The following is a 19,952-nucleotide window of genomic DNA, read 5'->3' as shown; positions in this document are numbered from 1 at the left end:
CGCCATGAGTACCCTGACCTGGCTTCATCCCGATCGCGTGGCCCTCATCGAGAAAGGCCTTTCCGAACGCATCATGATTCTCGACGGCGGCATGGGCACCATGCTGCAAGGTCATCGCCTGGATGAAGACGGTTATCGCGGCGAACGCTTCGCGCACGGCCATGACAGCCTACACGAACACGATCATCCCGGTGAATGCGATCTCAAGGGCAACAACGATCTGTTGCTGCTCACGCAGCCCGGGATCATCCGCGGCGTGCATGAGGCCTACCTCGAAGCCGGTGCGGATTTCATCGAAACCAATACGTTCAACGCCACGCGCGTCAGCCAGGCCGATTACCACCTCGAACACCTGGTGCCTGAACTCAATCGCGAAGGCGCCCGTATCGCTCGCGCTGCCTGCGACGCCATGACGGCGAAAACACCGGACCGCCCGCGTTTCGTCATCGGCGTGCTGGGGCCGACCAGTCGCACGGCGTCCATTTCCCCCGACGTGAACGATCCCGGTTTCCGCAATATCGATTTCGAGCAACTGAAGGCCAACTACATCGAATCGGCGCGTGCCCTCATCGAAGGCGGCGCGGACACGATCATGGTCGAGACCATCTTCGACACGCTCAACGCCAAGGCGGCCCTGTTTGCCCTGTCCGAGCTGTTCGACGAACTCGGCGCACGCGTACCCGTGATGATCTCGGGCACCATCACCGATCGATCCGGCCGCACGCTGTCGGGCCAGACCGCCGAGGCGTTCTTCTATTCAGTCGAGCACATCCGCCCGTTATCGGTAGGCCTCAACTGTGCACTGGGCGCCGAAGACCTGCGCCCACACGTGCAAATGCTGGCCCGTATCGCGAACGCGGCGGTCAGCACGCACCCAAACGCCGGCCTGCCCAATGCCTTCGGCGAATACGACGAATCGCCCGAAAGCATGGCTGCCACCATCCGCGATTTCGCCGCCAACGGCCTGCTCAACATCGTGGGCGGCTGTTGTGGCACCACGCCCGCCCATATCGCGGCCATCGCTGCTGCGGTGGCGCCCTACCCGCCGCGCATCCGCCAGGCCACCGACCAAGCCGCATGAGCATCCGCTATACCCGACTTTCCGGCCTTGAGCCCCTGGTCCTCACCCCGGACCTGAACTTCATCAACGTTGGCGAACGTACCAACGTCACCGGCTCAGCCCAGTTCCGCAAGCTCGTCAAGGAAGGACGCTACGAGGAAGCGGTGGAGGTCGCCCGCCAGCAGGTGGAAAACGGTGCGCAGATCATCGATATCAACATGGACGAAGGCCTGATCGATTCCGAGGCTGCGATGACGCGCTTCGTGAACCTGATCTCGTCCGAGCCGGATATCGCCCGCGTGCCGATCATGGTGGATTCGTCGAAGTGGAGTGTCATCGAGGCCGGCCTGCGCTGCATGCAGGGCAAGGGCATCGTCAATTCCATTTCCATGAAGGAAGGCGAAGCGCTGTTTCTCGAACACGCCCGCAAGGTACGCCAGTACGGCGCTGCCGTGGTGGTCATGGCCTTCGACGAGGTTGGCCAGGCCGATACCAGGGAGCGCAAGGTCGAGATCTGCTCGCGCGCCTATGAACTGCTGGTCGATGAACTCGGGTTTCCGCCTGAAGACATCATCTTCGATCCCAACATCTTCGCCGTCGCGACCGGTATCGAGGAGCACAACAACTACGCCGTAGACTTCATCGAAGCCACGCGCGAGCTGAAACGACGCTTTCCCGCCTCGCACATCTCGGGCGGTGTTTCCAATGTTTCCTTCTCGTTCCGCGGCAACAACCCCGTACGCGAGGCTATTCATTCGGTTTTCCTTTACCACGCCATTGCCGCTGGCATGGACATGGGTATCGTCAATGCCGGTGCCCTGTCCATCTACGACGATCTTCCCGAGGAACTTCGCGAGCGCGTCGAGGATGTCGTACTCAACCGTCGACCCGATGCAACCGAGCGATTGCTCGACATCGCCGACAAGTACAAGGGCGGCAAGGGTGGCGTCACGGTCGAATCCGCCGCCTGGCGCGACAAGCCCGTGGTGGAACGCCTGAGCCACGCACTTGTCCACGGTATCGACCAGTTCGTGGTCGAAGACACCGAAGAAGCACGACAGCAGGCCAGGCGCCCCCTCGACGTCATCGAAGGCCCCCTGATGGCGGGCATGAATGTCGTCGGCGATCTCTTCGGTGCGGGCAAGATGTTCCTGCCGCAGGTGGTGAAATCGGCACGCGTGATGAAAAAGGCCGTGGCCCACCTGATTCCCTTCATCGAGGAAGAAAAGAAGCGAACGGGCGACGCGGGCAAGAACAACGGCCGCATCGTACTCGCCACCGTCAAGGGTGACGTGCACGACATTGGCAAGAACATCGTGGGTGTCGTACTCCAGTGCAACAACTTCGAGGTGATCGACCTCGGCGTGATGGTGCCCACGCAGAAGATCCTCGACACGGCGCGGGCGGAAAAGGCCGACATCATCGGACTCTCCGGTCTCATCACGCCATCACTGGAAGAAATGAGCCAGGTCGCCCGCGAAATGCAGCGCCAGGACTTTCATCTTCCTTTGATGATCGGTGGCGCCACCACCTCGCGCGCGCACACGGCGCTGCGTATCGAGCCCCATTACAAGGCACCCACCGTATGGGTGAAGGATGCCTCGCGCGCGGTAGGCGTGGCGCAGTCGCTGGTCAGCAAGGACCTCATCGACGACTTCATGGCAAAGGTCCGCGCCGAGTACGCCGAAGTGCGCGAGCGCCACAAGAACCGCGGCACCGGCAAGCAACTGGTGACGCTCCCCAAGGCGCGGGACCAGCGTTATCGCGATGAGTGGTCGTCGTACATACCGCCCACCCCGAAAAATCCAGGGATCACGGTCTTCGACGATTACGACCTCGCCGAATTGCGCCGCTATATCGACTGGTCACCGTTCTTCAATGCGTGGGAACTGGCTGGCAGGTTTCCCGACATTCTCACCGACGATGTCGTCGGCACCCAGGCAAGCGAGCTATACCGCGATGCCCAGGCCATGATGGATCGGCTCATCGCTGAAAAATGGCTGACGGCCAAGGGCGTCATCGGCTTCTGGCCGGCAGCGCAAACAGGTGACGATATCGAGGTCTATGCCGAGCCCGGCCAGCGCAAACCACTCGTGACGCTGCATCATCTGCGCCAGCAGGTGGACAAGCCCGTGGAGCGCCCGGACTTCTGCCTGTCGGACTTCGTTTCACCGAAAGATAGCGGCAGACAGGACTGGATCGGCGGCTTCGCCGTCACCGCCGGCATCGGCATCGAAGAGCATGTGGCCCGTTTCGAAGCAGACCACGACGACTATTCGTCGATCCTGCTCAAGGCACTGGCCGACCGCCTCGCCGAAGCCTTCGCCGAACGCCTGCACGAGCGCGTGCGCAAGGAATTCTGGGGCTACGAGCCCGAAGAATGCCTGGACAACGACGCGTTGATCGCCGAAACCTATCGCGGCATCCGCCCTGCACCCGGTTACCCGGCCTGCCCCGATCACACCGAAAAGCGCACCCTTTTCGACCTGCTTGACGCCACGTCACGCACCACGGTGGAACTGACCGACAGCTTCGCCATGTACCCCACCGCCGCCGTGTCAGGCTGGTACTTCTCGCATCCGGACAGCCAGTACTTCGTAGTGGGTCGTGTCACCCGGGAACAGGTCGACGACTATGCAAAGCGCAAGGGCTGGGATCGCGTGGAGGCCGAGCGCTGGCTCGCGCCATACCTGGATTACGATCCCGACTGAAGACAGGGCGCATGCGGCCCTGCCTGGCAGGTGAATACCGAAGGAGCAGGAGCCAGTCGTATCGGCGATCCACCTCGCGACACCGCCCTCGTTGTAGGAGCGTGCTTGCGCGCGACCGGTTGAATCGAAACGATGACGGATTGCGCCATGAACGGTCGCGCGCGAGGCGCGCTCCTACAAGGTCGCCATGAGGCGCCGAAGGCGAGCCCGCCTACGAGGCAAGAACCCCCAAAGGCTCAGTTGTCCTCAGGCCCGCCCGGCTTGACGACTTCCTTCGCATCGCGATTCTTCAAATGCGCGAACACGTTATAGAACGAGACCAGCATCGGAAACGCGGTCTGGATGATGCCCACCGAATCATTCTTGCCCCAGATGAAGTAGGCAAGGGTCAGCACGCTGCCGCTGACCGACAGGTACCAGAAGGACATCGGCACCGTCACCCGCTTGTTCTTCTTCGTGGCATAGAACTGGACGAACCAGCGTGCCGTGAACAGCAGCGTGCCCACCCAGCCGATGATCTTCCACGGCGTGAGGGTCAGGAGATGGAGGTCGGCAAGGGCTTCATGCATGGCGGTGTCCGGATGTCGTAACCGGCGCATTGTAAGCGTCGGGAGCTGGCTGGTGGCTTAGGATCACGGGCAAAAGAAAACCCGGCTCGGGGCCGGGTTTTCAGGATTCGATGGTGGGCGGTACAAGGATCGAACTTGTGACACCTGCCGTGTGAAGGCAGTGCTCTACCGCTGAGCTAACCGCCCATCGAGCGCGCCATTATATGTATGAGCCCTACCCTCCGCAAGTCCCTTTTTTATGACGGGGTGCACGGGCCGCCGACGGGCAGAACCGTGAGTGCCAGCGACCCCGAAGCCCTTAGCGTCAGCACCGATCCTTGAAGGCCTGCCTGGCTGAGACCCGCCGTGCTCCCGGTGGAGTCACCGTTGTTGGCCCGGGCGCATGCGGTAAAGCTGACCTGGGTACGGGTACCCGATGTCACGAACTGGCCGGTCTGGTTGAAGGTCACGACGTTTCCATCCGAGGCCCGCAGGGAGACACCCACATTCCTGGGCGTATAACGCAGGATCTTCATGCCCGATGCCGTCGAAGAATACGTCTGGTTGGCCCCGGAGGCAGTGACATCGTAGGCATAGACTATCCAGCCGGCGTCATAATCAAAAGGAGAGGAGGCTGCCGCATTGCAGGCCGTTCCCGTAGTGCTTCGGCAGATGGAAACGAAGCGATGCTGACTTGCCGCCTGCCCCCGCGCGAACTGTGTGTCGGCCTGGATCGAGTTCACCGCGTTCGCCACCGCGCTACGCCTGAGCCCGGACTTGAATGCAGGGAGCGCAATCGCCAGGAGAATCGCAGCTATGACAAGCGTCGCCATCAATTCAAGGATGGTGAATCCCGTCGCTTTGTCTTGCCGGCTCATTGAACGATCCCCATGGCTTGTCACCAGCAACGTCCGTTCGAGTTCTTCGTGGCATCGGTGGTCAGCGGGGTCCGGTTGTTCGACGAATCGATACTCAGCGCCCCGCAGGCATCCTTCGCCTGCACACCAGCCGGCGTTACGGTAGCCGTATAACTCTGGGTAAGATCAGTCGACGAAATGGCCACCGTGTAGTACCCCTTGTCTGACTTCACCGACGCAAACTTCAGATCACCTGTCACAGGATCGCCCCCATAACGATTGAACGTGGCGTAGTAGCGCTCCTGCGCCGCAGCAATACGCAGAAGGAATTCCTGTCCGTCGGACCGGCGCGCCCGGTAGCCGTACCGCGAATACGCGGGATAAGCGATGGCAACCAGCACGGCGATGACCGCGACAACGATCATCAACTCGATAAGGGTGAAGCCGTACAGTCGCTTACTGGTCATTGAGGATTCTCCATGAGCGTCGCCGCCAGATGGGTTTGGTGAGCGTCGTATTGGAATTCTTGCCCGACGTACCACCCGCCGGGGTCGTCCCTGGAAGAACAAGCGTACCGCCGCCGACAAGCGTGGCAACGGTGATGCCTCCCGAGGCCGCCACGTTCTTCAGCCGGCCTCCGGCAAAATAATAGCCGCTGGCAAAGCTGCCGTTACCCGAGACACCATCCGCCGCACCGCCACTGGCGGCATCGGCCACGATCAAGGCACCGGCACGCCCCGGATCGCATGGATCCGCGGAGGTTGGAATCAACGTCGTGATGATCACACGATTGGTGTCGAACAATGCCACCGGCGTTGCCACCACCTTCTCGCCCAGTACGCCGCTGATATTGAGATTGAAGTACCAGCCCTTGGACGATGCTGTGATCGTATTGCGTGTCAGTCCACGTGCGCCGGTTGTCGTGTCTTCAGCAAGCTGCTGCTGGAGGAGACTGGCAAGCTTGACCGGAAGCGAGGGCGCGCCGGTGGCAAGTCCCGGATCCCGGATGCCATAGACCGCCTGGGTCTTCGCGTTGACCGTGGTCCGGTCCTCCAGACCCAGATACTTGCCTGTGCCGAACACCACGATGAAATACTGCGATGTCGGGTCGGGAAAAAGACGCGGCATGACGGTGATAGGCTGGTCGCCCACAGAGGCAGGCTGATACAAAAGATCGACATTGCCTGCCGTGAGATTGGTGAGATCGAAACGCCAAAGATTGCCCGCCAGATCGCCAGCAAATGCGACGTCATCGATCTGATCATTGTTGTAATCACCCAGCACGGGAGAACCCAGGCCCCAGCTCTCCACCGAAGCCCCGTTATAGGTTGTGGGAGTCTTGAATTCCTTTAGTAGTTTACCCGTCTGTGCATCGAGAACGAACAGCGAGCTGTACATGTTGGATGCCGCTGCCGGCGCCGGATCGGTACTGCTTGGAAAATACCCTGCCGGAACGAGCACCACCCATTTTCCATTGGAAAGCCGCCCGACGTTCGGCGTTCCAAAGGTGTAGCCCAGGTTCGCACCCGTATTGGTGGTTCCATCCTTGCTGGTACTGGTGAATTCCCAGAGAACCTTGCTCGCAACGTCCGAGGTCGAACCTGCCACGGGATTGGTAATGTCCAGAGCGTAGACGCCACGACCGCCCAGACGAAGGCCACCGACAAGAATCGTATGCCAGCCTTGCGCACCTGCCCCGCCCTGGCTGAAATAAACATCCCTATAGATCGGCGATGCGTCGACGGTCGGGTTGTATTGGATCGGAGCGTCCGATGTCTTCTGCTTCGCACTCAGGCTGACCAGGTTGCCGTAGACAGCTGACGGAACAAACGCCCAACGCTCAGAGCCACCGGACGCGGCGTCGGTTGCATCGAATGCATGCAGCATGCCGTCATTCGCACCCACGTACACCGTGGGAGCCCTTGTGAGGTTGTTCGCCACGAACTGGGAATATGCCTTCGTGGCATCGCCCTGATATGCCGTCGTCTCGGGCGCCGCCGTGCCGTCGGCGGAGGGGGGGAAGAAATCACGATACCCACCGGAGGGGTAACTCACGTAGACAGGCTGAGAATTCACGATGGCGCCGAGTACCGTGCTGCGGGCACGCAGAAGCACACCTTCATCCACCCTTGAGCCGCCGATCCAGGCAATACGATTGGGCGCGAGTTTATCCTGGCTACCGGTACTGCCACTGCCGTCAGACGAATTGAGGATCGCATAAAGGGTGGCAGCATTCTGCTTGATGGAAGCATCGGTGAACGGAATACCCGTACCCGTGCCCGGCCCGCTGGATGTTGCAATAAGTCGACCTGAAGACTGCCTTGCGTCCAGTTTGGGGCCTGCCTGCCAGACCACGGAGCCCAGCGAACCGTTGGTAAGCACGCGCGATGCAGTGAAGGATCCCGTCCAGTCCGAAGACTGAAAACCGGGCGTATAGGTAAGCGAATTGGCCCCCAGCACGCCAGTGTTCAACGTCGCCGACACGGCGCTCGACGATGCCGCGATCACCGAGTTGATGATGTTAATGAGGCTGGCAACCAGCGTTGCCGGATTGGATGCATTGAAAAAGCCACCGCGACTGTTGACGGCGCCGTGCCAGGTATCGTCCACCGCCTCGCCAGAGTTGTTAACCGGATAAGGCCATGCCTTCGTGCCGTTCAGCAGGGCCGTGTAATCGTTGGGGTAATCAAGCGTACCGGCCACACCAAGTGTCACGTAAAACTGGGAAACGTGCTGCCATGTCGCAGGGTCGTTCGCAGGATTCCAGTACACGGCCGGCGTGGCACCAGGGTTGTTGGGGTCCACTTTGACACCCGTCGGCGCACTCAGATCCTGCCAATAAGGTTTGACACCATTAGTCAGCTTCGGCTGAAGGTCCGTTGCCCAGTAATACCAGGCAATATTGGCCATCGACGTCGTATAGATTGCCGGATCACCCGACGCTACGTTGCCGTAGATTTTCGACACGGAAGCGGTGGGACTATACGCCGTGTTGTCCGGCAGTGTCTGAGCAGAATTACTGGTTGTGGCGCTACTCAGGGCTGCAACACCGTTACCAGGCGCTGGCGGGCTAGGATCTCTCTCGTTCCAATACCCATCCGTGACAAGCATATGGAAGTTCTTACGACACACCAGGTCCGCGGAATCCGTACCCGTAGCACCGTTCCAGTACGGATCCAGTGAATCCTTCGTAAGCGACCTTGCAAACAGATTGCCTGCACGAATCGTGGCCGCACGTGCAGGTGTCGTGTAGGCACCCGCCACCTGAAATATCCAGTTATACATATTCTGACGAACGGTGCTGTTCAGTACACCGATATTTTGCATCGTCGTCGTGCTATTGAACGTTACTCCCGGAGCTTGTGAATTCGTCATGCTCTGCCAGGCAATACGAATCGTGTCCCCGATCTTCGAGAACGCCTGTGACAACGTCGTGCGCGTCATCAGATTGCGGGTACGGTAGTAGGCATACCAGTTCGCGAAATTCTGATACTGGTCCGTAGTTACGGCCACGGGCTCCCAGTTGGATGAAACATAAAGCGTGGACGTCTTTATCGATCCGTCGGCATTGGTAATATTTACCCCGCTCTTCAGTCGATAATAGTACGGGCCACCCGTGGGTTTAAGACCATTGGCATCCGGGGTATTCCCATCGAATGGGCCGTTGGTCCCCGAATTACATCCCCAACGATTATCCGCCGGGTTTCTGCCACCCTTGATGACTCCAAGCATGTTGGTGGTACGACTGTCACTGGAAGAATTCGAGCCATTGACGTTCCCATAATATGAAGGGGAAGACGCTTTCGATGCATTGGTCGGTCGATTCACATCGATGCCATCGAGCCATACGTTGCTCAGCGTCGCATCCGCATTCGGAAACGCTGTACCGTCAGCGTAAACAGGGGGCGTGTAATTGATGTTCGGATTGTAATAAACACCATTCATCGCCGAAGATCGGCGATCGTCCTTGTCGGATACACGAGGGTCAATGACACCGGCACACCTCCATGGGTCATTGGTCCAGTTGTTCCCATCGAAGGGACGTGTATCCCCCATGAAATTGCTCGCCATTGACCCGGAATCATCGAACGTGACGGCCACATTCGGTGCCACTGTCGTGGTCAGGTCAGGTGGCGTCGGCGAGAGATCGGTGGTACGGGAGAGCGCATCGCCGCTCCATCCCCCGAACAGGACGACCGCGAACGAAACTACGAACGCACTGGCCCGATGCAAGGTGAGTCTGCTTTCCACGAGAGGCTTCCGTCAGTTCACTTTGGCCGCGAACGTCGTTTCGATGACGCGAACGGTATTGGGGTTGGGGCCGGTAGAGCGTGCCGTCACGCGATACACATGCGAATCCGTGCCTGTGTTTCCGGCGCCCGACGAACTCTGGCCCGATTCATGCTGGGTGCCGATGCCTGGTGGCAATTCCAGGCCAAGGTCTTCAATGATGTAAACAGGGTCCTTGCTCAGCTGGAATGTCTTATCCGCGCTACTCGCCGTCAGCGTACCTGCGGCATAGGTGGTGCTTCCGGCGGACACCCATCCCTTGGAGTTGCGGAAGGTCTCCACGGTTGCATTGGGCTGCGACGCATCGTAGCTGTAGCAAAGCGGGCCGCTGGTCGTGCATGCGATGAGGTTGCTGGTACCCGTAGCGGTCCACAAGCGCCATTCGGCACCTCGCAAGGCAGACTCTGCACCGAAGTCGGCAAGCTGCGAACTACGCAGGCCACCCGCAAGCCTAAGTTGCAGGAGCGAGTTTCCCGATGCCGCCACCGCAAGAATCGTAATGAGCAGCAGGAAGATGAGCGCCACCATGAGCACGGCGCCTCGCTGTGCTGAAGACCGGGCTATAACTCGGAAAGGGTATGTCATGGGCCTGTCGCTCAAGGGTTGTAGTTGCGCAGCATCACCAGCGCACTGAACTGGCGACGCAAGCGCTGGTCGCTGAATCCCTGTGCGGATGGCTGAATGGCAAGCTTGCCGGTGTCGGTTACCGAGGGCGTCACCGGCGCATTCGTGCCGTCGGACGAATCGGGGGTATAAACGAACGACAACTCCGGCGACGACAGCATGGGGAGCGTGTTGGTGCCTGCCATCAACAATGATACTTCGATACTCTTGACTGCCCGCCACAGGCAGCCGGGGTCCGTCACGGTCTGTCCTTTCGTGGTCGGCGGGCAGGCAATCGCGTTGCTGATGCGACTGTCCACCTGGTCCGCCGTGAGATATCGCACACCACCCGACGAATCCTCTATGCCGTAGCGAAACGTCAGCCGCTCCACACCCCGGATGAGTTCCTGATCGGGAACGGGCACTGTGGTGCCATTGACCCGGCGCATGAGGGCGCCCGTCTTTTGTCCGGTCTCCGTACCGTCATCGCTGACCACCTGCACGTAATAGGTGACATTCCGCATGTCGTTGACGAAGTCGAAGAGCCGCGGAGCCGACTGAGGCTGTAACGCAATCGGCTTGCCGAAATTATTGGCATCATCAGGAACGAGAGCGGAGGTTCCCTTCCCTGTGACGGCGAATACCTGGGCCGTCGAGCAGTCAGCTAGCAGAGCCATGTTGCTGCCGAATGCCGTAACGGCAGGTTCGCCCGTTGCGGGAACGAGCTTGATCGAGGCAATCGAACCATCCGCCGTATTTGGCACGATGGTGCTCGTGCCTCCCAGGCGCCATCCCCTGGAGCCATCCAGGAAACGCACCGTAAGCACATCCGTGCCGATCACGCGATTTCCCAATGCGGTTCCCGCCGTCGCCGCCGTGCCGCCGAGAAAGCTCGGCGCGACCGGGGCGCAGTCCGCACTCCCCGTACAGTTATAGCCGCGCATATACAGAAAAGACGGCATATCGTACTTGGCGGTCGGCGCCTTAGGGTAAGTGATGGTGCCGGACGTGGCACCCCAACTGGCCGTATTGTCGGATAGCGACGCCAGGAAGCTCTTCGCGTAAATCGTCGGACTACGCAGGCCATCGAGAAAGACACCGGATGATGTCGGCGTGGCGACACCCCCCGTGTTGTTGCAGTAAAACCCGTTGGCGGAACTCAGATCATCCATCAACTGCCCGATGGCGAAACGGCCATCTTCCTGCATGCGCGCCATCTGCGTCTGCACGCGGTTGCTCGCCGATGTCGACAGGAAAATCGTGATGATGCCTGCAGAAACCAGCAGGCCAAGGGCAAGCGCCACCAGCAGTTCGATAAGGCTGAGTCCAGCTGTGCGACATGAAAGGGCGACATGCCTCATGGCTCGAAGACCCAGGTAAAGGATTGAAGGGATGTGCTGGCGGTATTGTCGTCACCACCGCCCGTGGCGATGCCCCGTTCCGCCCAGGTGATGATCATGGTGCATCGCCCACCATAGGGCGGCCGCAGATTGACCGCTCCGGACGCGTCGTACCCTGCCGAGCTCGTGTCACACTGGATCGAACTCGTCCCCAGCCCCGGCACAAACGATGAAAGCTGGCTGCTCCAGAGGATCTGATCCCGCGTAGCGACGCTGGCTGGGGAGCAGGCCGCGGTGGCATCGCATTTCGGGAGCTTTCCCGTCACCGGGTAGGCTTTGGAGTTGTAGGCACCCGTCCAAAGGCCGATCGGATTGGCGCGCATGCGGTCGGCCATGCTTCCCGCAAGAAACGTCAGCTGGCTTCGGACAAAAGCGGACTGGTTCGACCTCGTCGCCGCAACCAGAAGACCGGCCAGCCCCACCAGGCCCACCGTAAAGATGAGCACCGCCATCATTACTTCGATAAGCGACACACCGCGCGCCTTGCGGCGCCCATTCAAATGACTCACGACCCCCTCCCCTTCTGTGCCGGTCGAGCGTAAGCCATGCCGCTTGCTCTGTCCCGGATCCACCGACAATCGGTAGTACTCATCCGACAGGCGGAACTAGGCAGCCTTCCGGGGATGCGGCACCATGTCGTCTGCCATCCCTCAAGGCGCCTTCGTGAGAGTTCCCATATGCTCGACCGTCAGCTTCACCGTACTCCTGGCCATGTCATCCATGACGTGGGCTCAGCGAGCCTCTGTGACCGCGGATAATATCGACATGTCCGAGGTAGGCATGGCCTCCGCGCTCGGCAGCCTGCTCTGTGGCCAGCCACCGTCGGCTATCGATCGGATGAACGCAGGCCTGGAGCGGCTATCCCCCGGGGCCACCCGTTCAACTGCCTACCTGAACGGTATCGCCCAAGCCAACGCACTCCTCCAGGAAGTACGCAGCACGTCGCCATACGACGATAGCGAACTACGGGCCATAAAATGCCCTACCGTCAGCTTACTTGTGACGCAGCTAGGCAGCTGAACCCCAGGCATCCAACGGGGGCCTGACAAAACGGGCGGCCGATGACGACACGCCGACGTAGCCCACGGATAACGAAGCGGTCACGAACGACCAGCGACAATAGCCGTGCTGTCGAAGGAGTGTCGTTCCGTGCTCGCGCAATATGTCTACACCGCCGCTGAAGTCCTGTTCCGTATCGTGCGACACGGTCGTCGCTGGCGCGCCCTGCTCGGCGACCGCGAAGTAGGCCGTTACGATACCCCCGAAGATGCCGTCCACGGCCTGCGGGAAGCCGGCCCTGCCCATCGCCTTCCCCGCCGACTGGGCGACTGGCGCTTCATTCCCGCCGCCCCGCTTGGCCACCTCTCACCGCCGAGCCCATCCGCCCTCGCCCGGCTGGCATCCGCCTGAGCCACAGGTTTTCAGGCGGTTGTCCACGGCACGACGGGCCAGCGCAAGGATGTCGGCAAGCTCGGTGCAGTTCCTGACCTTGCCGCTGGCGTCACGCACTGCCACCGACTCCACTTCCACGTCCTGAAGTAAAAGCGTGTAACCGCTTTCGCTGCAGAGGATGTCGTATCCCCTGTAGTGCACTGGCGTTTCCATGATGTCGTCCCGCGGTCGGGGGCCATCGTTTGCCGATGACCGTGATCGTCTGCGCCCCGTGTGTCTCATCGCCACGATGAAGGGGGCGTATGCATTTCCGGCGATCGGCGTTCATATCGGCATAACTTGCCGTTTTGGCGCATGGTTACCCTTTCATCGGGAAGATGAGCGCCATTCCCGTGCCAGCATCGCAAAGATCATGTCGTCCACCCATTCCCCGCGAAAGAAATAACTTTCGACGTGGTGGGCCTCCTGACGGAAACCGAGCGACTTCAGCAATGCGATGCTGGCCACATTGCGTGGATCGACGGAGCCCACGGCGCGACGGTAACCCCAGTCGCTGAAGGATGCGTCGAGCATCGCGCTCATTGCCTCCCTGGCGTAACCCTTTCCCTGGCGGTCCGGCCGCAGGGATACACCGAACTCGATGGCGTCATCCGTGCTGGCGGGAAAGTGCACGCCCAGATCACCCAGCAGCTCACCGGTATCCCTGTCGCGGATGGCGAGCTGGGCCCAGCTGTCAGGCCGGCGGAAGGGGGTGGATTGCTGTTCATCGATGAAGCGTCGTGCTTCGGCAAGATCCTTCGGACGCCACCCCTGGTAACGGGCTACCGCATCATCGCCACGATAGGCGAAAAGGGTTTCCGCATCCGCGGAAACCAGGGAATCCAGATGCAGCCGGGTTGTGCGGAAGGTGTCTTGCGGTGCGTCCATGTCCAGCTCTTTTGGCGAAAGCGGGCAAATTAGCATTTCCCTGCCACGCTGCACCACGAGCCAGGTCTCTTTACGCAACCGTTACCCCGAACGGCCCTGGTACGGGCAGCTTTTTTACGGAATCCCCCCGGATACTGAACTCCCCTTCCAGCGAGTTCCCCCGATGTCGATCGTCGTCATCACCGGTCCATGCCACAACCAGCCCGTACATCTTGCCGAAGGCGCCATGTGGCGTCTGTGGGAGCGGGCGCAGGCGGCCGGCATGGATCTGCTCTGGCGCCCGTGCAACGACTTCGTCGAACTGACGGGATATCTCGATCGCTCGCTGATCGATCATGCCGAGCTCGTGCTGCTCGACGTGGATGCTGCCGATGTCCCGGAAGCGGACGTCATCCCCCTCCGCCGCGCGCTTTCATCGCTGGACGTTCCCTACATCGAAATCCACGACGGCAGCGACGAGGCGGACGCCTCCATGCTTGCGCCCGCGCATCCGTCGCTCGTGAGCGTCGTGGTGCCCGGTGATGCCATGGCCGGCTACGACATGGCCCTGTCCATCGGCCTGCGCTACCTGGGCGCGCAGGCTCGCCTGGCCGCCTGAATCAGTCGCCTTTCCGGCGGCGCATCGCCGCCTCCGCGCCGTCGGCCAGCAGGCTGACGGCGTCGACGAAGGCGGCATCCGGATCCATGGCCGCCAGCGTTGCCCACCCTTCCTGCAACAGGGGGTGGTGATCGGCCACGGGCGATTCGTGACCGTCGTCCATGGGGGTCGCCTGCTCTTCCAGCACCCAGCCGACCACGAAACGGCCTGCCGACATCATGAGGCGCACCGCCTCCCCGGGCTCGAAGCCCGCCTTCCGAAGAGCAGCCACTCTTGCCTCGATGGAATCGAACTGGCCCGGTCGCGGGCGTGACCCGGCATGCAGCCGGGCTCCATCCCGGTAGGCCAGCAGCGCCGCGCGGAAACTGACTGCGTTTTCGATGAACCAGTCTTTCCAGTACGCGCCCGCCGACGGTGGCTGCTGTGCTGCCTGGCGTTCCAGCATCACGCTCTCGGCCATGGCCTCCAGCAAGGCCTCCTTGCTGGGAAAGTGCCAGTACAGCGTCGGTGACCGCACGCCAAGGTATTCAGCCAGCCGCCGCGTACTGAGGGCGTCGATGCCTATCTCGTTCAGCAAGGCCAGGGCACCACGGACGACGTCGTCCTTGCCAAGCCGGCGGCTGGGCTGCGAGGGGCGGGATGATGTGGATTCAGCCATGCCCTATCAATGATAGGGAAATGGTGGCACCATGTCTCCCTATCATTGATAGAGATCTCGACATGCGCTTCGCCTTTCCCGTCATCCTCGCGGCCATCCTGCTCGATGCCATCGGGCTGGGACTGGTCATGCCCATCCTGCCGGGCCTGCTACGCACGCTCACGTCTGCCGACCTGCGCACCTTCCATTACGGCGGACTGATGGCTGCCTATGCGCTCATGCAATTTCTTTGTGCTCCGGTCCTTGGAGCCCTGAGCGACCGCTTCGGCCGACGTCCGGTCCTGTTGGTTTCGATGGCGGGAGCCGCTGCGGACTATGTGCTGATGGCCCTGGCGCCCTCGCTGGGCTGGCTCTATGCAGGCCGCCTGCTCGCCGGTGCCACCGGGGCCAACATGGCCGTGGCCACGGCATTGCTCACCGACATCACGGCGCCAGGGCTTCGCGCGAAGCGCTTCGGGCAACTGGGCGCCATGTTCGGCATCGGCTTCATTGCCGGCCCCGTGCTAGGCGGCCTTCTGGGCGACTGGCACCTGCGGGCTCCCTTCGTAGCCGCCGCCATCCTCAATGGCGCCAATGCACTGTTCGCCTATTTCCTGCTGCCGGAATCCCGGCCTGCGGAAAGCCGGCCTCGTCTCTCGCTGAAGGCCATGAACCCATTTACCACCCTGCATCGCCTGGCCGGTGGTCCGATGCTGGTACAGCTGGTTACCGTGTTCGCTCTGCTGGCGCTGGTGTCGCAGATTCCCGCCACCCTGTGGATCCTCTACGGCCAGGACCGGCTTGGCTGGTCGCTGTCCGTCGCCGGGTTGTCGCTCGCGGGATACGGTGCATGCCATGCGCTGGCGCAGGCGTTCGGGACGGGGGCCATCGTCGAGCGGTTTGGTGAACGCAGGGCGTTGCTAACGGGGCTCGCTGCGGATGCGCTTGGCATGCTGCTTATTTCTTTTGCCACGCGGTCGTGGATCCCCTTTGTGCTGCTGCCCCTCTTCGCCGCGGGCGGCATGGCACTTCCTGCCTTGCAGGCCATGCTCTCGCGGGAAGTAGACCAAGCGCGGCAGGGTGAACTTCAGGGCATGCTGGCCAGCGTGGCAAGCCTGATGGGTATCGTCGGCCCGCTGGTCGTCAGCACGAGTTATGCGCTGACACGCACGACATGGCCCGGCGCAACCTGGGTATTCGGCGCGATGTTCTATGTGCTGGTAGGGGCGCTCATGGCGTGGCAAGCGCGCCGGCCGCTTGCGACGGCCTGACCTGCCATACAGGATTCAGAGACTGGATTCGTCGTCCAGCCAGCCGCTGCGCAGGTTCATGGCCCACTCGATATCCCGTGCCATACGGTCCTCGATATCCGCACCCTCGACGATTTCCGCCAGATCGAAGGCATGAATGCCAAGTGCAAGCGCCTGAGCCGTCAGGCTGGGAGCTCCCTCGACGCGTAATTCATCGAGGATCAGGCGCAGGCGCGCGCGACGAAGTTGCTGGATGTCGCCATCGAAGGGCTTTGCCACCTGACCGGATACCTTTTGCGCTGGCTCGTTCTCGTACCAACGCAACTCGGGGTCACTCCCCCTACCCCATAAACCGATCACTTTTTCAAGCGTTTTCCATCCGATGCGGAACTGCGCGTCAGCTTCCAGTTTGCTTAATGAATACCAGATGATTCTGAGTACTTCGTGTAGGCGATCCCCTACAGGAATTTACGAATCACGTTCCTAAGATTCGACGCGCCACGCAGGACGTGCGCGGTTTTCAGAAAAAAAAAGGAACAGGGCATATGAAAAAGCAATGGTTGGTGGCAGCAGCATTGGCTGCCATTGGGTCGATGTCAGCAGCACATGCAGATAGCAGCGGTGCATTCGTGCAGGGCTCGGCGGGCCAGGCCCGCAATAGCGGCCACGGCGAATTCGCCTATGGAATCACGGGCGGATACCGCTGGACGGTAGCGCCGTCTTTCTACCTCGGGCTTGAAGGCGGATACCAGGATCTGGGCAACCGGAAGTTCTCCGGTGGCTACGCTTACCAGTTCGCGGATATGACTGGAGCCAGCCACTCGATATCCACAAGCTATCGCAGCAAGGCGGCCACGAAGGCTCTCCTGCTTGGTGCGAATGCCAAATGGGACATGACGGACAACTTCTTCGTGCTGATGCGCGCTGGTGTCGCCCGCTATCGCCTCAAGGCATCCGTAACCGCGTACGGCACCTTCGACGGCGACTACGACAAGGACCACTTCACCAGGTCCACCTACAGCACGCGCTACTACGCGGGCGTGGGCGCCGGTTACCACCTCACGCCGAAGCTCGACCTGCAAATCACTTACGACCACTTCGCACCGCGATTCAACCATACAACGGTGGGCACCAACCTTTGGGCCGCCAGCATGGAATATCGTTTCTAAGTAAGCCTACAAGGTGCCATCGCCATGCGATGGCACCTTGTGCTCACTTCATCGATGCCGCAACAAGGCGCCCCACTTCCGCGAACCACGCATCCGCCTGCTTGCGATCGGCGGGCGAGTCACTGAGGAATACGGCAACGATTTTCTTGCGCCCATCCGGCCCGGTGATCACGCCGATATCGTTCCAGGCACCAATGCGGTCGGCATACGTCAATGCCGTACCTGTCTTGTCCGCAAGCTGAAAACCCTGTGGCAGCCCCGCGCGGATGCGATTGGGGATAACCTGGGCTGTCATCATGTCAAGCAGGCGTTTCGTGGATGCGGGGGGCAGCAACTGGCCCGCCTGCAGGTGATCAAGAAACGAACCAGCCCCATCCAGCGTGGTCGAATTCACCTTGCTGGCAAGCACCGCTTCAAATCCCTTCTTTTCCCGCAGGTCGCCGGCGGAAGATGACTCATTGGCCGGAGGCGCCTCGCCCGGCTTCAGGCCTTCAAGCATGGCGCCCAGCTCGCGTTCGCCCATGTCGATACGCATGCCGCGCACACCTTTGCTTTCCAGGTATGTCGTAACGGTCTTGCCGCCGTCCAGCACCCGTATCAGGGCATCGACGGCCGTGTTGTCGCTTTGCGTGACGGCCGCATGCAGCAGTTCATCGATGGTGACGTCGAGCGGTCCCGACTTCAGCCGTACACCCAGCGAAGGCACTGCCGACCCGCCGACGACGTCCGCGGGCGTCAGGTGCACCTTCTGATCGAACGAGAGCTTGCCGTGGTCGATCTGGTCGAGCACGGTGGCGGCCACCGGCGCCTTGAAGACGCTCATCATCAGGTAGCTCCGGCCATCATTGATCTTGATGGTCTCGTGACTGGCCGGGTCCATCACCAGGATACCCATGGTGCCCGGGCGTGCCTGGTTGGCGACCTGCTCCAGCGATGCGCGAAGATTCCCGGCGGGGACCGCGGCCAGTGCCGAACCCGCCACGAGGGACAGGGCCACGCCACGAAAGACTTGCATCATCATCGCAATACATCCTGGATTGGGGGAGCGCAAAGATTGCAGCGGCAAGTGGCGACTCCGATGGCCAAATAAGGGCAATTTCAGGGCATCCCTGCCCTTCGGTCAGGCGGCCTTGCGGATCGGGACACGACGACCATACGTCATGCAACGCCAGACCCATTCAAACGGCCCCATCTCGAAGCGCGCCATCCATAGTGGCGACCACACAAGCTGAAGACACCAGATGCCGATCACCATCGCCCAAAGTGCCGGACGATCAACTTCACCCATCAGCCCGCCACGGCCACCGTAGAAGATGGTGGTCATGATCAACGACTGGGTGAGGTAGTTGGTGAAGGCCATGCGCCCGGCTGCCACGAGTGGCGAGAAAAGACGCTTCGCGCCACCCTTCACAAGAAGGATGAGGCCGGAAGCATAGGCAAGTGCCACCCATGGCGAAAGAATCACCTCGATGAACTCGCTGCCTTTGATGGAAACGCCAAGCATATCTTTCTGCCATGTCAACCAGCCCACTACGACGAGCGCCATGCTTCCAATCAGCAGCAGCGCCAGGTAGCGCCGGTTGTCGATCGTTCCGGCAAAGAACCCGTACTTGAACAGGGCAAGGCCGATCATCATGAGTGCGAGCGTCGACGGGATCAGGTCGATGTCACCATGCAACACCTTGAGGTAGGACTGCGTATTGCTGCGATAGGCACCGGCCCAGGACGACCTGGCCGATTCGATCTGCGAAGCGATGTGCGCCTTGCGCTCGATGACGGCATTATCGGAAGGCGCAGGCATCGTGGCCACCTGAACCGTTGGCGCAACGGTGGTAGGCGCCACCCCGGCATGCGGCAGCGACCTGAGCGAAAGAAGCAGGAACAGACACACACCGGCCGCCATCAGGGTACGTGGCTTCCACGACCGGCCGAAGAACATGATGAAACCCGTGACGGCATACAGGGAAAGTATGTCGCCCCACCAGATACCGAAGCCGTGCAACATGGCGAAAAACAACAATGCAGCAAGCCGCCGTGCGAGTATGCGACCGCGCGTGGTGTCGCTACGCTCACCGCCGACCAGAAACAACGACACACCGAACAGCATGGAGAACAGGGTCACGAACTTCTCATGGAAGAACGCGTCCATGACCCAATAGGAAAACGCTGTCCATCCTTGGTTGGGAAACGGCCAGTATTCCGGCTTGAGCGATGCAGAAATGGGCACGGCAAAGCCATCGGCATTCACCGCAAGGATGCCAAGGATAGCCACCCCGCGGATGAGATCGAGGCCTGGGATACGCGCTTTCTTGGGCCCGGCATGCGAGGCGCCGGGGGCAGAAGATGTCATGCGATTCGTACTCGGTACAGGGAAGCGCCCATGGTTTTCCCCCTGCACCGTATCGACATGTGCCAGATGGACTAACGCAGCAGCCCTGCTGCCATGAATCGTCGATGCCCAACGACATGACAGGTTACGGGCGTCCATGAAGTGACGATTTTCATCATTT

At 60.9% G+C, this 19,952-nt stretch carries 19 protein-coding genes and 1 tRNA gene; 6 read left to right on the top strand and 14 right to left on the bottom strand.

Annotated features, from left to right (window positions below; translation table 11 throughout):
* Window positions 1-4: 4 nt before the first annotated feature.
* The gene (locus KR767_RS13400; protein WP_250876633.1) at window positions 5-1,081 is read left to right on the top strand and encodes a homocysteine S-methyltransferase family protein; all 1,077 of its coding nucleotides are present in this window, start codon (window positions 5-7) and stop codon (window positions 1,079-1,081) included.
* The gene (metH, locus tag KR767_RS13395) at window positions 1,078-3,771 is read left to right on the top strand and encodes a methionine synthase (RefSeq protein ID WP_250876632.1); all 2,694 of its coding nucleotides are present in this window, start codon (window positions 1,078-1,080) and stop codon (window positions 3,769-3,771) included. The genes KR767_RS13400 and metH overlap by 4 nt, the downstream gene beginning before the upstream one ends.
* A gap of 236 nt (window positions 3,772-4,007) precedes the next feature.
* Here the strand turns inward: metH and KR767_RS13390 are convergent, their stop codons facing one another.
* The 8 genes from KR767_RS13390 to pilV form a co-directional block, all read right to left on the bottom strand.
* Window positions 4,008-4,340, bottom strand: a complete 333-nt coding sequence (locus tag KR767_RS13390; RefSeq protein WP_250876631.1) for a lipid-A-disaccharide synthase N-terminal domain-containing protein — start codon at window positions 4,338-4,340, stop codon at window positions 4,008-4,010.
* A 111-nt stretch (window positions 4,341-4,451) separates the two neighbouring features.
* A tRNA-Val gene (locus KR767_RS13385) sits at window positions 4,452-4,526 on the bottom strand.
* Window positions 4,527-4,576: 50 nt separating this feature from the next.
* Window positions 4,577-5,197: a GspH/FimT family pseudopilin gene (locus KR767_RS13380; RefSeq protein WP_250876630.1), complete on the bottom strand. Its 621-nt coding sequence runs from the start codon at window positions 5,195-5,197 to the stop codon at window positions 4,577-4,579.
* A 20-nt stretch (window positions 5,198-5,217) separates the two neighbouring features.
* Complete coding sequence (locus tag KR767_RS13375) at window positions 5,218-5,643, bottom strand: type IV pilin protein (protein WP_284732845.1); 426 nt, start codon at window positions 5,641-5,643, stop codon at window positions 5,218-5,220.
* Window positions 5,633-9,427, bottom strand: coding sequence for a pilus assembly protein (locus KR767_RS13365; RefSeq protein ID WP_250876629.1), 3,795 nt, complete (start codon window positions 9,425-9,427; stop codon window positions 5,633-5,635). Before KR767_RS13365 ends, KR767_RS13375 begins: the two co-directional genes overlap by 11 nt.
* A gap of 12 nt (window positions 9,428-9,439) precedes the next feature.
* Window positions 9,440-9,994 (bottom strand): pilus assembly PilX family protein, encoded by a 555-nt coding sequence (locus KR767_RS13360; RefSeq protein WP_250876628.1) that lies wholly within the window; start codon window positions 9,992-9,994, stop codon window positions 9,440-9,442.
* Window positions 9,995-10,062: 68 nt separating this feature from the next.
* Window positions 10,063-11,430: a PilW family protein gene (locus KR767_RS13355; protein WP_250876627.1), complete on the bottom strand. Its 1,368-nt coding sequence runs from the start codon at window positions 11,428-11,430 to the stop codon at window positions 10,063-10,065.
* Window positions 11,427-11,978, bottom strand: a complete 552-nt coding sequence (gene pilV / locus KR767_RS13350) for a type IV pilus modification protein PilV (protein ID WP_250876626.1) — start codon at window positions 11,976-11,978, stop codon at window positions 11,427-11,429. Before pilV ends, KR767_RS13355 begins: the two co-directional genes overlap by 4 nt.
* 640 nt (window positions 11,979-12,618) lie before the next feature.
* Between pilV and KR767_RS13345 the strand changes: the two genes are divergently transcribed.
* The gene (locus KR767_RS13345; protein ID WP_166949933.1) at window positions 12,619-12,879 is read left to right on the top strand and encodes a hypothetical protein; all 261 of its coding nucleotides are present in this window, start codon (window positions 12,619-12,621) and stop codon (window positions 12,877-12,879) included.
* Here KR767_RS13345 and KR767_RS13340 read toward each other — a convergent pair.
* The gene (locus tag KR767_RS13340) at window positions 12,835-13,074 is read right to left on the bottom strand and encodes a hypothetical protein (protein WP_166949932.1); all 240 of its coding nucleotides are present in this window, start codon (window positions 13,072-13,074) and stop codon (window positions 12,835-12,837) included. The genes KR767_RS13345 and KR767_RS13340 overlap by 45 nt on opposite strands.
* 153 nt (window positions 13,075-13,227) lie before the next feature.
* Window positions 13,228-13,788, bottom strand: coding sequence for a GNAT family N-acetyltransferase (locus KR767_RS13335; RefSeq protein ID WP_166949930.1), 561 nt, complete (start codon window positions 13,786-13,788; stop codon window positions 13,228-13,230).
* Window positions 13,789-13,951: 163 nt separating this feature from the next.
* Between KR767_RS13335 and KR767_RS13330 the strand changes: the two genes are divergently transcribed.
* Complete coding sequence (locus KR767_RS13330; RefSeq protein ID WP_166949929.1) at window positions 13,952-14,386, top strand: hypothetical protein; 435 nt, start codon at window positions 13,952-13,954, stop codon at window positions 14,384-14,386.
* Window position 14,387: 1 nt separating this feature from the next.
* On the opposite strand, the gene KR767_RS13325 is transcribed toward KR767_RS13330, so the two are convergent.
* Complete coding sequence (locus tag KR767_RS13325) at window positions 14,388-15,044, bottom strand: TetR/AcrR family transcriptional regulator C-terminal domain-containing protein (protein ID WP_250876625.1); 657 nt, start codon at window positions 15,042-15,044, stop codon at window positions 14,388-14,390.
* Window positions 15,045-15,106: 62 nt separating this feature from the next.
* Between KR767_RS13325 and tet the strand changes: the two genes are divergently transcribed.
* Window positions 15,107-16,294, top strand: a complete 1,188-nt coding sequence (tet, locus tag KR767_RS13320) for a Tet(A)/Tet(B)/Tet(C) family tetracycline efflux MFS transporter (RefSeq protein ID WP_166949926.1) — start codon at window positions 15,107-15,109, stop codon at window positions 16,292-16,294.
* Window positions 16,295-16,309: 15 nt separating this feature from the next.
* Here the strand turns inward: tet and KR767_RS13315 are convergent, their stop codons facing one another.
* Window positions 16,310-16,552: a hypothetical protein gene (locus tag KR767_RS13315; RefSeq protein WP_166949924.1), complete on the bottom strand. Its 243-nt coding sequence runs from the start codon at window positions 16,550-16,552 to the stop codon at window positions 16,310-16,312.
* Window positions 16,553-16,818: 266 nt separating this feature from the next.
* Between KR767_RS13315 and KR767_RS13310 the strand changes: the two genes are divergently transcribed.
* A complete protein-coding gene (locus KR767_RS13310; RefSeq protein WP_166949922.1) occupies window positions 16,819-17,442 on the top strand; it encodes an outer membrane protein in 624 nt (207 codons plus the stop codon).
* A gap of 43 nt (window positions 17,443-17,485) precedes the next feature.
* On the opposite strand, the gene bla is transcribed toward KR767_RS13310, so the two are convergent.
* Both bla and KR767_RS13300 read right to left on the bottom strand, forming a co-directional pair.
* Window positions 17,486-18,463 (bottom strand): class A beta-lactamase, encoded by a 978-nt coding sequence (gene bla / locus KR767_RS13305; RefSeq protein ID WP_250876624.1) that lies wholly within the window; start codon window positions 18,461-18,463, stop codon window positions 17,486-17,488.
* A gap of 99 nt (window positions 18,464-18,562) precedes the next feature.
* Window positions 18,563-19,792 (bottom strand): DUF418 domain-containing protein, encoded by a 1,230-nt coding sequence (locus tag KR767_RS13300; RefSeq protein ID WP_250876623.1) that lies wholly within the window; start codon window positions 19,790-19,792, stop codon window positions 18,563-18,565.
* Window positions 19,793-19,952: the final 160 nt, after the last annotated feature.

The sequence above is a fragment of the Luteibacter anthropi genome, from assembly GCF_023699965.1.
Lineage (GTDB): Bacteria > Pseudomonadota > Gammaproteobacteria > Xanthomonadales > Rhodanobacteraceae > Luteibacter > Luteibacter anthropi.
This window is presented reverse-complemented; position numbering and strand designations above follow the sequence as displayed.